Below are 13,346 nucleotides of genomic sequence, written 5' to 3'. Positions count from 1 at the left end.
AGGGGCTCGCCTTGATACGTTAACGGCTAGGTGGGGCCTGCCACTGTGGCTTTCAAGCTCCCGGCATCAAATTTTTTGTGCCGCCGTGGCCTTGCAACCTATATGGGGTCTCAAGTCGGCGCTTCAAGTCCGGCCCTGAAAAAACCTCCATACAGGCCACCTGACAGCCAAATGACGCCAGACACGTCTTTTGGCGCCACATCCAACAAAAAGCCCGCCAAGCGGCGGGCTTGGTGAGAACAGCGTGATCAGTCAGCGGACTTGGAGACCATCACCATGGCCGGGCGGATGACGCGGCCATTGAGCTCGTAGCCCTTCTGCATCACGGCGATCACTGTGTTCGGCGCCACGTCGGCACTGGGCACCATGCTCATGGCCTGGTGGGCATTGGGGTCGAACGGCTGGTTGGTCGGGTCCAGCGCCACCAGGCCAAACTTGGCCACGCCGCTCTGCATGGATTTCAGGGTCAGCTCGACCCCTTCAATCATCGGCTTGAGGGTGTCGTTCTCCTTGTCCGCCAGCTCGATGGCGCGCTCCAGGTTGTCCAGCACCGGCAAGAGCTCTGCGGCGAACTTCTCCAGTGCAAACTTGTGGGCTTTCTCCACGTCCTGAGCGGCACGGCGACGCAGGTTCTCCATCTCGGCGACGGCGCGAATGGCGCGCTCGCGCTCTTCCAGGGAAGCCTGCTGGGCCGCCTCCAGCTGGGCCTCCAGCTCGGCGATGCGGGCCTGCTCGGCTGTCACTTCACTGTCTACATCGGTCGGCTCGACTGGCTGGGCTTCCACTTGCTCCATCGCTTCAACCTTTTGTTCTTCGTGGCTCATGACATCTCCAATATTCAGGGGTTGCGTGTGAGGGTGGCTGGCGTTCAGACAAGCGACACGCGCCAGCAGACCCTGTGTTGGCGCTATTATGGGGACACAGCCCCGGCTTTCAAGGGGAAAAGGGCAGATCGGGCACAATGGCGCCCATCCGCGTGCCAGGCAGCCCCTTTTCGGGGCCGATTGCACCAACCGCCACGGAGGCAGACAAATCCCCGGCAAAGCGCGGTATACTCCCCCCAAGACTCTCCCAGACCCGATAACCTATGGATTCTCCGTTCAAAACCGTTGCCCTCATCGGCAAGCCCCATCACGAGGGGGCCAACCAGACCCTGACCGGCCTGTACCAGTACCTGACCAGCCGCGGCTTTCGCGTGCTGCTGGAGAGCCGGGTGGCCCATACCCTGGGGCTGCTCGGGGAGAACGTGATGGATCTGGTGCAGCTCGGCGAGCAGGCGGATCTCGCCATCGTCGTCGGCGGTGACGGCAACATGCTGGGGGCCGCCCGGGTGCTGTCACGGTTCGATGTGGCGGTGATCGGGGTGAACCGGGGCAACCTCGGCTTCCTGACCGATCTCTCGCCCCAGGATTATCTGCTGCCCCTGGAGCAGGTGCTCTCGGGTCACTTCAAGAGCGAGCATCGCTTCCTGCTGGAGGCCGCCGTCTATCGCCACGGGGAGCGCAAGTCGAGCAACCTCGCGGTCAACGAGGCGGTGCTTCACCCGGGCAAGATCGCCCACATGATCGAATTCGAGGTCTACATCGACGGCAGCTTCATGTACAGCCAGCGCTCGGACGGCATCATAGTGGCGACACCCACCGGCTCCACCGCCTACTCCCTGTCGGCAGGGGGCGCCATTCTCACCCCCAAACTCAACGCCATCACGCTGGTGCCCATGTTCCCGCATACCCTGAGCAGCCGCCCCATCGTGCTGGATGCGGACAGCGAAGTGCGGCTGCTGGTCTCGCCGGACAACCAGGACGACGCCATGCAGGTGAGCTGCGACGGCCAGGTCACCCTGGCGGTCCACCCGGGGGACGAGATCCTCATCAAGAAGAGCAGCCACAAGCTTCATCTGGTGCATCCGCTGGATTACAGCTACTTCCACGTGCTGCGCAACAAGCTCGGTTGGGGCAGCAAACTCTTCTAGCCAGGCAACACCGGTGGCGAGGGTCTACCCCTCGCTGCTTTCGACCAGCCGAGGCAGTGCCGGCTCGAATGCCAGATGCACCCCGTTTCTCCCCGCTTCCTTCACCCGGTACATGGCAGCATCGGCTTTGGTCAGCATCAGTGCCAGGTCAGCCTCGGCACTGGCGCACACAACCCCCATGCTCACCGTAACCCCCTCGCACGGCAGGCAAGCCCCCTGCCGGGAGCCCGTCTCTATCTGGCGGCGGATCCGATCACAGATGTCGCGGGCCATCTGGCCGCTCACGCCCCCCATGATGATGGCGAACTCCTCGCCACCAATGCGCCCCACCAGATCATCCTTGCGTACCTCGGCCACCAGCACCCCGGCCACATAGCGAATGACTTCATCCCCGCAGCCGTGACCAAACTGGTCGTTGACCCGCTTGAAGTGATCGATGTCCAGGACCACCACGCAGCGCGTCTGGCCAGGCGTAGTACCCTCTCCGTGCCTGAAGAGGCCGCGCCGATTGAGCACCCCGGTGAGGGGATCCCGCTCCGAGAGCGCCAGCAATGCCTCCTCCGTCTCCACATAGGCCACCAGAGGCAGCAACAACACCGAGCCGATGGTCAGCACCATGTGCATGAAGAAGATGAGATCGAGCCAACCTCCGTCCCCCATCCGCTCTTCGACTCCCAGCAAGAGCAGCCCTCCCTGGCTCAGCAGGATGGTGAAATGCAGCAGGTAAATGAGCGCCACCGCATGGAGCACCCGCTTCTGTTGCCGGCCGAGAGAGACGATGAGGCAGGCGCACCACAGGTACAACATCGATTCCATCAGAGCCAACACAATGCGCACGGGGGCGAGGCTGGACAGTCCCAGATAGAGCAGCAGCAACACCGCCACGCCTCCCCCCACGGCACGGGGATGCCATGCGCGCTCGTAAAGCGCACAAAAACCGGCGAGCAACAGCAGGATGCTCATGAGCGAGACCAGGCCGCCGACCCGGATGCCCAGCGCCGGATGGCCGCCCAACACCCCCAGACTGACCAGCAGGATGGAGAGGGAGAAGAGAAAAGCGGAGAGGGACCAGTACAGAAAGTTGCCTCGACCTGGCTTCAGGGAGTGGATGAACAGCATGATCAGCCCCGACATCAGGTTGATTGCCAGGGAGATCAGCAGCAGGGTCGGGGTATGGATCATCGTGACGCATCCTTGCGAAGAGGTCTGTGCACAGCCCAGGCTCAACCAGGACTGTTTCGAGTGTGTCTCAGCCAGCCACTCACCACAAGAGAGCGCCTCAAGGTGGCTTCTCGCATCGCCTCAGCCCATGCCAGGTACGCAGGTTGATTTTGCAGGCCATCTGATCGGCGTCACACCCATGCCGCGGCCTTGACACCCTTGCCCTCCCCCTGTTTCGCAAAAATCCTCCCTGCCCACTTTACTGTATATAAGACCAGTATATACTGGATGCATACACAGTAATGTTGACCCATACAGGATGAGACCATGCTGACCCAGCTGACCGTCAACAACTTCGCCATCGTCAAGTTTCTCGAGCTCGATCTGCAACCGGGGATGACCTGCATCACCGGGGAGACCGGGGCGGGCAAATCCATCGCCATCGATGCTCTGGGGCTGTGCCTGGGGGAGCGCGCCGAAGCCAGCATGGTGCGCCCGGGCAGCGACAAGACCGAGGTGAGTGCCCGCTTCCTGCTGGAGGGTAATCCTGCCGCCCGGGCCTGGCTCGCCACCAACGAGCTTGAAAATGACGGTGAGTGCATCGTCCGGCGGGTACTGTCTGCCGAGGGGCGCTCTCGCAGCTATATCAACGGGGTTCCCGTCCCCCTCGCCCAGCTCAGGAACCTGGGTCAACTGCTGGTCAATGTCCACGGTCAGCACGCTCACCAGATGCTGCTCAAACCCGATTACCAGCTCGCCCTGCTGGACGGCTACGCCGGTCATCATTTGCTCCTCGACGATGTTCGCCGTCACTACCAGCAGTGGCGCCAGTTGCAAAACGAGCTCAACCGGCTCAAGGCCGAGCAGCAGCAGCGGGAAGCCCGCCGTCAACTCATCGAATACCAGGTGCAGGAGCTGGACGAATTTGCCCTTCAGCCGGGGGAGTTTGAAGAGATTGAAGAGGAGCATCAGCGGCTCGCCAATGGCACCGAGCTGATGCAGGAGTGCGGGTATTGCCTCGATCTGCTCTATGACAATGAAGAGACCACCATCGCCGGTCTGCTGCAGACGGCCGTGGACAGGGCCGAGACCCTGGTCGGCATGGACAGCCGGCTTGGCAACGTGCTCGGCATGCTCAACGAAGCCCTGATCGGCGTACAGGAGAGCCACAGCGAGCTGCGCAGCTATCTCGACCGGCTGGAACTGGATCCAGAGCGCTTCAACGAGCTGGAGAGCCGCCTCTCCAAGGCCATCAACCTGGCACGCAAGCACCATGTCAAACCGGCGGAGCTGGCCCACTACCATCAGGAGCTGGCCAGCGACCTCGCACGCCTGCACTCCGACGAGGAGCGCCTCGAGGGGATGGAGGACGAGCTGGCCTCGGCCCGCCAGGCCTTCGTGCAGGCCGCCGAGGCCCTGAGCCAGAGCCGCCAGCGCTATGCCGAGGAGCTGGGCGCCAAGGTAAGCGCCAGCATGCACGAACTGGCGATGCCCGATGGCCGCTTCGCCATCGAGGTGCGACCCGATGCCCAGAGCAGCCTCTCGCCCCTTGGCATCGATCGGGTGGAGTTCATGGTCACCACCAACCCGGGTCAGCCCATCCAACCCCTTGGCAAGGTGGCTTCCGGCGGCGAGCTGTCGCGTATCAGCCTCGCCATCGTGGTGATCAGTGCACGCAAGATCTCAACCCCGACCCTTATCTTCGACGAAGTGGATGTGGGGATCAGCGGCCCGACCGCCGCCGTGGTGGGCCGCCTGTTGCGCCAGCTCGGCGAATCCACCCAGGTGATGGTGGTCACCCACCTGCCCCAGGTGGCAGGCAAGGGTCACCAGCACATGGTGGTGAGCAAACACACCGACGGCAAGACAACGGAAACCCAGATGCAGGCGCTCACCCCGGACGCCCGGCTCAACGAACTGGCCCGCCTGTTGGGGGGCGATCAGATCACCGACAACACCCTGGCCAATGCCCGTGAGTTGCTCGCAAGCTGACCACGGGGCGGGCGGGACATCCTCCCGTCCATGTCGCCCCTTTTAGATTGACCGTGCCATCATCGCGCTGGCCAGTTGAAGCCTCTTGCCGACGGCGCCGGCCTGGTTGACCGATGCCGTGAACCGCAAGCAAGAAAGAGGGGCCGCCCTGGCTAATCCGCGGCACGTGTCTTGATGCTCAATCTGAGCCTGTCAGCCTGGTCATCACCCAGTCGGGCTTCCATCGCCATGGTCAGAACGCCACTCATCTTCGTTGCACTCATTCATATATCGAACGGACCCATCCCTTCATTTTCCATTCAACTCAGTCTGTTATGATGATGTAAACGGACTCGGTACCTTCAGTTGCCATCGACAGAAGGTGACGCTTGATGCAAACACACCGGGTTCGTTTGAGCTGACATTTCGCGGGAAGGGAGGATGGGAGCGCGCTTCCGCCGTCTGACCCGCACCTGCCAAGGAGAACTGCTTATGAGCCCGACCAATATTGTGCTGTTGCTGGAAGGCAAGGATTACGAGCAGGAGACACTGGCCAAGGCGAGCCGTCTGGCACAAGGGCTGGGCGCCAACCTGACCTTGTTGCACCTGACCCACAGCAGCAAGACCCGTCGCAATAGTCTGTCCCTGTCACAAGAGGAGCGCAGCGCCCAGGGCACCCTGGATGCCAAGGCGATCATCAGTGAACTCATCACCCAGCTGTCTCATTCAGTGGATTACCAGTGCCTGGTGGTGGATGACGTGGTGCCGGATCTCCAGCGCTGGCTGACCGCCCACCCCGCCGATCTCTTGCTGGTCGGCAGCCGTCATCACTGGATGGAGGGCTCGCTGGCCCGCCTGCTCCTCTACAAACTGCCCCTCGATATCCAGATCTGCCACGAGCCTCACGCCGCCTTGCTCAAAGCCGTCGGTTGATGCCACAAGACCCGCTCCCTGAGCGGGTCTTCTTGTTTCTGACGCCCGCCGTCATCCTCCCCCAGCTTGACCTCTTCCACTGCGTCAACGCCAGAACCACACGATTTCTTACACATTGCTCGCTTCTTTTTGAGGGCCATTTGCTGCACGATATGGCCCTTGCACGCCTTCGCTCGTTTCGTTCAGGTGATAAATGAAAGCTCTTCGAAAACCCGGCAAGCTCGCCCTGCTCGCCCTTGTGCTGATCCCTCTCGTCACCTGGCTGGCCTGGCCAGGCCACACACCGGACCCGGTACTGACCGCAACGGTAACCCGTCAGAATGTGGAGCAGACGGTGCTCGCCAGTGGCGTACTGCAGGCCATCGAGCAGGTGGATGTGGGGGCCCAGGTCTCGGGTCAGGTCACCTATCTCGCGGTGGAAGCGGGTCAACAGGTCAAACAAGGAGAGCTGCTGGCGGAGATTGATCCCCTGATCGCCCAGAACAACCTCAAGACCGCCGAGGCGGAGCTGGCCAGCCGCCGCGCCCAGCTCAAGATCAAGCAGGCACAGCTCAAACAGAACGAGCTTGCCTGGCGCCGCCAGCAACAGATGTTTCGGCAGGAAGCGAGCTCTCGTGCGGATCTGGAGAGCGCCGAAGCCCAGCTTGCCGTCACCCAGGCGGAGCTGCAAAGCGCCCAGGCCGACATCGACAACGCCATCATCAAGGTGGAACGCGCCAAGACGGAGCTCGGCTACAACCGCATTCAGGCCCCCATGGATGGCACCGTCGTCTCCATCGTCACCCGGCAGGGGCAGACCCTGGCCGCCAGCCAGACGGTACCGACCCTGCTCAAGCTCGCCAATCTCGACACCATGACGGTCAAGGCCCAGATCTCCGAAGCGGACGTCACCCGTGTCAAGGCGGGCATGCCGGTCTATTTCACCCTGATAGGGGATCCGGATACTCGCTACCACGGTACCCTTCGCACGGTCGAGCTGGCCCCCACCAACATCAATGAGCAGACGGCCAGCACCACGGCCACCAGCAATGCGGCCATCTACTACTATGCCCTGTTCGATGTGCCCAACCCCGGCCATCAGTTGAGGGTCGCCATGACGACCCAGGTCACCATCGTGCTCGGCGAGCGCAAGCAGGTACTGGCCATTCCCCAGACCGCCCTCGGCAAGAAGACTGGCGACAACGAGTACGAGGTCAGCCTGCTCAAGGCAGGGGACCAGAGAGAGATCCGCCGCATCAAGACCGGCATGAAGGATGACATCAAGATTGAGGTGGTGAGCGGCCTGACCGAGCAGGATAAGGTGATCCTGGAGCAGGGCAAGCCGGCCCTGCACGATGAAGGGGAGATGGAGCCGTGAGCGAGCCCCTGATCCGTCTCAAGGGCATCGAGCGGCGCTACCAGAGCGGAGAGCACGAAGTGACCGTGCTGCACCCGCTGGATCTCGCCATCGATGCCGGGGAGATGGTGGCCATCGTCGGCGCCTCCGGCTCCGGCAAATCGACCCTGATGAACCTGCTGGGCTGCCTCGATCACCCGAGCGGCGGCCAGTATCTGTTTCGCGGCCAGGATACCGCGACCCTGGATGCCCTCTCCCTGGCACGGCTGCGCTGCCACCATTTCGGCTTCATCTTCCAGCGCTATCACCTGCTGCCCCATCTGGATGCGGCCGCCAACGTGGAGATCCCCGCCATCTATGCCGGCACCGCCCGCCTTGATCGCCAGGCCCGTGCCCGCACCTTGCTGACCCGCCTGGGACTGCAGGATCGCAGCCACCACAGACCCGGCCAGCTCTCCGGCGGTCAGCAGCAGCGGGTCAGTATTGCCCGGGCGCTCGCCAACGGCGGCGAGGTGATCCTGGCGGACGAACCCACCGGCGCTCTCGACAGCCAGAGCGGCAAGGAGGTGATGACCATCCTTAAGGAGCTGCACGCCCAGGGCCACACCATCATTCTGGTGACCCACGACATGGCGGTGGCAAGCCATGCGGATCGCATCATCACCCTGCGTGACGGGCGGGTAGTGGAGGACAGCAGCCATCGGGCGACCGATGACAACGCAGCCTCCCCATCCGGGGCGCCAGCCCACCCGCTGCCAGGTGATGGCAGCCAGCTGGCCGCTCCCTCTGTCGGGCAAGATGCACAGGGCACAGGCGCCGCCGTCCGCACCGCAAGCCGGGGCTGGGATCGCTACCGGGAGGCGGGGCGCATGGCCCTGCACGCCATGCTGGCCCATCGCATGCGCACCTTCCTCACCATGCTCGGCATCATCATCGGCATCGCCGCCGTGGTCAGCGTGGTGGCGCTGGGTCAGGGGGCGCGCGCCAAGGTGATCGACGACATCAACGCCATGGGCACCAACACCATCGACATCTTCCCCGGCAAGGACTGGGGAGACGAGAAGGCCGCCAGCATCCAGACCCTGAACGAGCGGGATCTCGACGCGCTGCTCGGCCAGCCCTATCTGGAGGGTGCCAGCCCCCAGATAGCGACGTCGGGCCAGCTTCGCTATCGCAACAAGACCAGCAGCGGCAGCGTGATCGGGGTCGGAAACGACTTTTTCCGGGTCAAGGGGATGACGCTCACCCAGGGGCGCCTGCTCGATGAGCGGGACATTCGCAACCGGACGGCAGTCGCCGTGGTGGATGGCAAGACCATAGAGAGCCTGCTCGGCAAGGTGGACCCGGTCGGCCGGGTGGTGCTGGTTGGCACCCTGCCGGTACGCATCGTGGGGGTGGTCACCCAGGAGACCGGCTTTGGCCGCAGCAGCCAGTCGGTCAATGTCTGGCTCCCCTACAGCGCCGTCATGAGCCGTCTCCTCTCCCAGCAGCACTTCACCCAGATCACCATCCGGGTCAAGGACGGCGTCCAGCCCGCCCTGGCCGAGCAGGCGGCAGTCGCCCTGCTGACCCAGCGCCACGGCGTGAAGGACTTCTTCACCTTCAGCAGCGACAGCATCGTCAAATCGGTGGAGAAGACGACCGCCACCCTGACACTGCTGGTCTCCGCCATCGCGGTGATCTCCCTCATCGTCGGCGGCGTCGGAGTGATGAACATCATGCTGGTCTCGGTGGTGGAGCGCACCCGGGAGATAGGGATCCGCATCGCCGTCGGCGCCCGCCAGTCCGACATACTGCAACAGTTCCTCATCGAGGCGGTGATGGTCAGCCTGCTGGGGGGGCTGCTCGGTATCGGCCTCGCCCTGCTCATCGGGGCTCTCTTCTCCCTGCTCGTGGAAAGCTTCCAGATGCGCTTCTCGCTCTTCTCCATCCTGATGGCCTTCGGGTGCTCCTCCCTCATCGGGATCCTGTTTGGTTACCTGCCCGCCCGCAATGCGGCCAGGCTCGATCCGGTGGAGGCACTGGCGAGGGAATGACGATGCACAACCTATCAAGGCTCGGGCTAAGCCTGATGCTCACCGCCAGCCTCGGTGCCTGCAGCCAGCAGAGCACCTATCACAGACCCGATCTCGACGTTGCGCCAGCATGGCAGCAGGAGAGCCGTGGTCTCACCGTGCAGCAGGCTGGCCCCTGGTGGCAGGGATTCCAGGATCCCGCGCTCGATCGCCTGGTCGAGGCGGTGCTGGCCGCCAACCCGGACATGCGGGTGGCCGGGCTCAAGCTCAAGAATGCCCTGCTCGGCGCCGACCTGGCTGACACCAACCTCACCCCCTCGGTCAGCGCCAATCTCGGGGCCAGCGGCACCAAGAACATGAAAGATGGCAGCGCCAGCAGCAACCTGGGCCCCTCCCTCAACCTCAGCTACGAAGTGGATCTCTGGGGCAGACTGGCCGCGGCAAGGGATCAGGCGAGCTGGGAGGCACAAGCCAGCGAACAGGATCTGGCCGCCACCCGGTTGCTACTCATCGGCAAGACCCTGGAGCAATACTGGCAACTGGCCTACCTCGGTTCGGCCATTACCCTTAGCACCCAGCAACTGGCCAATCTGGAGCGCATTGAGCGCCTGACCCGCGCCAAATACGAGACGGGCGCCGTGACTCGACTCGATCTGGTACAGGCCAGCCAGCAGAAGGCAGGCAAGCAGGCGGAGCTCGCCACCCTCACCCAGCAGCGGGCACAGGCGGGCAATGCTCTTCGCCTGCTGCTGGGCCGCAGCAGCGGGCCGCTCGCTGACGCTCCCGGCGCCCTGATCATGGGCCCGATCCCGTCCGTGGCGGCTGGCATCCCCGCCGATGTGCTGGCCCGGCGGCCAGATGTGCGCGCCGCCGAACTCAGGCTGCGCAAGACCCTTGCGAGGGGAGACGAGATCCGCACCGGCTTTTATCCCACCCTGAGCCTGACCGGCGGTGCCAGCACCACCTCGGATACCCTGACCCAGGTGCTGCAAAATCCAGTCGGCACCCTGGGCGCCACGCTGGCGCTCCCTTTCCTCGAGTACAACAAGACCCGGCTCTCCATCGCCAGCGCCGACATCGACTACCAGATTGCCGAAACCGAGTTTCGCAAGCAGCTCTATACCGCGCTGCTGGAAGTGGAGGATGGCCTGGCCGCCCGTCAGCAAGGGGATCAGCGGCTGCGCTATCTGGAGCAGCAGAGGGCCTATGCCCGGGAGGCCGAGAGGCTGGCAGGCGCTCGTTTCCTGGCCGGAGCCACCGGGGTGCAACCCTGGCTGGATGAGCAGAACCGCCTGTGGGATGCCGAGCTCGCTCTGCTGGCACAGCAGCAGGCCCAGCTCAACAACATGGCAGGCATCTATCGGGCGCTGGGGGGAAGCGATCGAACCTGACCCAGGCGGAGAGTGTGGGATCGCGATGGACATCCAGAGGAGGTCAATCGCGACCCATGCTGCCCACAAACAAATTGATAATAGTTTTCATTTAATCAAGAATGGGCGCCATCATCAGCCAGGAGTATGCCCATGTCTCAACCCGCCCCGGCCAATCGCCCCCGCCTGCTCACCGTCAAGCATGTTCAGGATGTGAGCCCGCACCTGCGCCGAATCTGCCTGACCAGCCCTGAGCTTGTGGACTACCCCTTCAGCTGTGGCGGTGCTCATGTCAAGATCATGCTGCCCCGACCGGGTCAGCGCGAGATAGTGTTGCCCACCCCCACCGACAAGGGGCCTCGCTGGCTCGATCCCGCCCAGAAACCCGTCATTCGCACCTTCACCATACGCGCGTTTCGCCGGGAGGCGCTGGAGCTCGACATCGACTTCGCCCTGCACGGCGAGGCCGGCCCCGCCAGTCGTTTCGCCCTGCACGCCAAACCGGGTGACAAGCTCGCCATCTCGGGCCCGGGCGGTCCCGACCCCATGCTGCAAATGGCCGAGCACTATTACATGGCGGGGGATCTCACCGCCCTGCCCGCCATCAGCGCCATGGTGGAAGTGATGCCAGCCCATGCCCGCGGCCATATCGCCCTGCTGGTCCCCCATCAGGACGACGTGCAGGATCTGTCGCTGCCGGCCGGCGTCGACCTGCGCTGGTTCGTGGGCAATCCGGAGCAGGCCGCGGCCTTGGTGGCATATTTCACCGCCCAGCCTATGGTCGCCGAGGGGAGCTATTTCTGGTTTGGCGGGGAAGAGAGCCTGGTCGTGCCGCTGCGCCGCCACGTCAGACGCGCCCTGGATGCCGAGCGCCAGCGGGTCTACGCAGTCCCCTACTGGCGCAGCGGCAAGGATGAAGACGCCTACCATCAGGACAGGCACGCCGTGATGGACAGCTGATCCCCTCTTTATCTTGTGACTGGCGGGCTTCTTCCCTCGGGGAAGCGGCCTGCTTTTGCTGCGGTTCCCCCGCCATCGTTCTCTCTCCCCCCATCTTCGCCTGGCGATTTCATTGCACTTGCATTTGAGACAAACACCAAGATAATGACAATCATTCTCAACAACTGCGATGTGCCGTGAATCTGTCTGCTCCCAACAGGATGCCGCATACGGGTTCCCCATCGCACACATGCACAGCAAGGTAACTCCAGATGGCAGTTTTGAATTCGGTCATGCGCGCCTTCGCCATAGAGGCGCTACCCACCCCTGCCGAGCTGCTGGCGCAGCACCCCTGTCCGGCCGACATGGCCCGGCACATCGACAACCAGCGCCATCAGGCACGCCGGATCCTGGCAGGTGAAGACGATCGCCTGCTGGTCGTGATTGGCCCCTGCTCCATCCATGATCCCGTCGCGGCCCTGGACTATGCCGGACGGCTGGCACGACTCGCCACCGCCTATGAAGACAGCCTTCAGATAGTCATGCGCGCCTATTTTGAAAAGCCGCGCACCACGGTGGGCTGGAAGGGGCTGGTCTTCGATCCGCACCTGGACGGCAGCAACGACATCAATCGGGGATTGCATCTGGCACGCCAGGTGCTGCTCGACATCAATGGACTGGGGCTCGCCACCGCCACCGAATTCCTCGACACCACCAGCTTTCTCTATCTCGCCGATCTCGTCAGCTGGGGCGCCATCGGGGCACGCACCACGGAGTCTCAGGTCCACCGGCAATTGGCCTCCGCACTGCCCTGCCCCGTGGGATTCAAGAACGGCACGGACGGCAATATCCGGGTCGCCATCGATGCCATCCAGGCCAGTACCGCCTCCCATCTCTTCACCGCCCCCGGCAGCCAGGGCGGCATGGTAGTGATCAAGAGCGAAGGCAATCCCGACGGCCATATCATTCTGCGTGGCGGCACCCTGCCCAACTACCACCAGAGCGATGTGGCGGAGGCAGCAGACCGCCTCACCCGCCAGGGACTCCCCCCTCGCCTGATGGTGGATTGCAGCCATGGCAACAGCCAGAAGCTGCACACGAACCAGCTGAAGGTCGCCAAAGAGCTCTGTCGCCAGCTGAGCGAAGGGAGCCAAGCCGTCGCCGCCGTCATGGTCGAGAGCTTCTTGCTGGGAGGAAACCAGAAACCAGCTCCTCTGGGTGAACTGCAATACGGTCTGTCAGTGACCGATGCCTGCCTCTGCTGGGAAGAGAGTGAACACCTGCTTGCCATGCTGGCAGAGGCGGTCCAGGCCCGTCGCCGCACCCGGAGAAAATACACACACGCCGTTCAGTCTGAACTCGGACAACCCGTCATCTAGCATTCGGTTTATTTGTTTGCCACCAATCCGTGTCTGCCTCATCCGCACATTGTCCGGCATCGTGCGGATATATTGCAGAAGAGCGGTGTCAAACAGACCATAAATAGAGGGGATAAATTAATAGGCGGTGGGCGTCATGCATCAGCATGAAAAAGAGACGGGCCGCTCAGGCATACAGATGAGGATCCACCGCCGCTATTTCATTCTGTCACAGCAGGTATCCATGATCGTTTCTCACAAGGGACGAAGAAACACGGGCTGTATGAGTCC

10 protein-coding genes are annotated in these 13,346 nt (G+C 63.2%); 8 read left to right on the top strand and 2 right to left on the bottom strand.

Annotation, left to right across the window (positions count from 1 at the left end; translation table 11 throughout):
- Positions 1 to 248: 248 nt before the first annotated feature.
- Entirely contained in the window at positions 249 to 824 is a 576-nt protein-coding gene (gene grpE / locus AB5Y53_RS14540) for a nucleotide exchange factor GrpE (RefSeq protein WP_029314044.1), read from the bottom strand.
- Between the two features lie 263 nt (positions 825 to 1,087).
- On the opposite strand from grpE, the gene nadK reads away from it, so the two are divergent.
- Positions 1,088 to 1,972 carry an NAD(+) kinase gene (nadK, locus tag AB5Y53_RS14535; protein WP_010673644.1) on the top strand — a complete coding sequence of 295 codons (885 nt, stop codon included), beginning with the start codon at positions 1,088 to 1,090 and terminating at the stop codon, positions 1,970 to 1,972.
- A 24-nt stretch (positions 1,973 to 1,996) separates the two neighbouring features.
- Here the strand turns inward: nadK and AB5Y53_RS14530 are convergent, their stop codons facing one another.
- Positions 1,997 to 3,154, bottom strand: coding sequence for a GGDEF domain-containing protein (locus tag AB5Y53_RS14530; protein ID WP_368182385.1), 1,158 nt, complete (start codon positions 3,152 to 3,154; stop codon positions 1,997 to 1,999).
- Positions 3,155 to 3,460: 306 nt separating this feature from the next.
- On the opposite strand from AB5Y53_RS14530, the gene recN reads away from it, so the two are divergent.
- The 7 genes from recN (at position 3,461) to AB5Y53_RS14495 (ending at position 13,076) form a co-directional block, all read left to right on the top strand.
- On the top strand, positions 3,461 to 5,125 hold the full coding sequence (gene recN / locus AB5Y53_RS14525; protein WP_368182383.1) for a DNA repair protein RecN: 1,665 nt from the start codon (positions 3,461 to 3,463) through the stop codon (positions 5,123 to 5,125).
- A 471-nt stretch (positions 5,126 to 5,596) separates the two neighbouring features.
- Entirely contained in the window at positions 5,597 to 6,037 is a 441-nt protein-coding gene (locus tag AB5Y53_RS14520) for a universal stress protein (RefSeq protein ID WP_151028246.1), read from the top strand.
- Between the two features lie 193 nt (positions 6,038 to 6,230).
- The gene (locus tag AB5Y53_RS14515) at positions 6,231 to 7,394 is read left to right on the top strand and encodes an efflux RND transporter periplasmic adaptor subunit (protein ID WP_368182381.1); all 1,164 of its coding nucleotides are present in this window, start codon (positions 6,231 to 6,233) and stop codon (positions 7,392 to 7,394) included.
- Positions 7,391 to 9,409: a MacB family efflux pump subunit gene (locus AB5Y53_RS14510; RefSeq protein WP_368182379.1), complete on the top strand. Its 2,019-nt coding sequence runs from the start codon at positions 7,391 to 7,393 to the stop codon at positions 9,407 to 9,409. Before AB5Y53_RS14515 ends, AB5Y53_RS14510 begins: the two co-directional genes overlap by 4 nt.
- Positions 9,406 to 10,779 (top strand): efflux transporter outer membrane subunit, encoded by a 1,374-nt coding sequence (locus AB5Y53_RS14505; protein WP_368182378.1) that lies wholly within the window; start codon positions 9,406 to 9,408, stop codon positions 10,777 to 10,779. Before AB5Y53_RS14510 ends, AB5Y53_RS14505 begins: the two co-directional genes overlap by 4 nt.
- Before the next feature lie 132 nt (positions 10,780 to 10,911).
- Positions 10,912 to 11,718, top strand: a complete 807-nt coding sequence (locus AB5Y53_RS14500; RefSeq protein ID WP_368182377.1) for a siderophore-interacting protein — start codon at positions 10,912 to 10,914, stop codon at positions 11,716 to 11,718.
- Between the two features lie 251 nt (positions 11,719 to 11,969).
- Positions 11,970 to 13,076 (top strand): 3-deoxy-7-phosphoheptulonate synthase, encoded by a 1,107-nt coding sequence (locus AB5Y53_RS14495; RefSeq protein ID WP_045524002.1) that lies wholly within the window; start codon positions 11,970 to 11,972, stop codon positions 13,074 to 13,076.
- The last annotated feature ends 270 nt before the right edge of the window (positions 13,077 to 13,346 follow it).

It is taken from the genome of Aeromonas sp. R7-5, assembly GCF_040908015.1.
GTDB classification, from domain to species: domain Bacteria; phylum Pseudomonadota; class Gammaproteobacteria; order Enterobacterales; family Aeromonadaceae; genus Aeromonas; species Aeromonas caviae.
The sequence above is the reverse complement of the archived record's forward strand: the minus strand, read 5'-3'. Positions and strand labels throughout refer to the sequence as shown.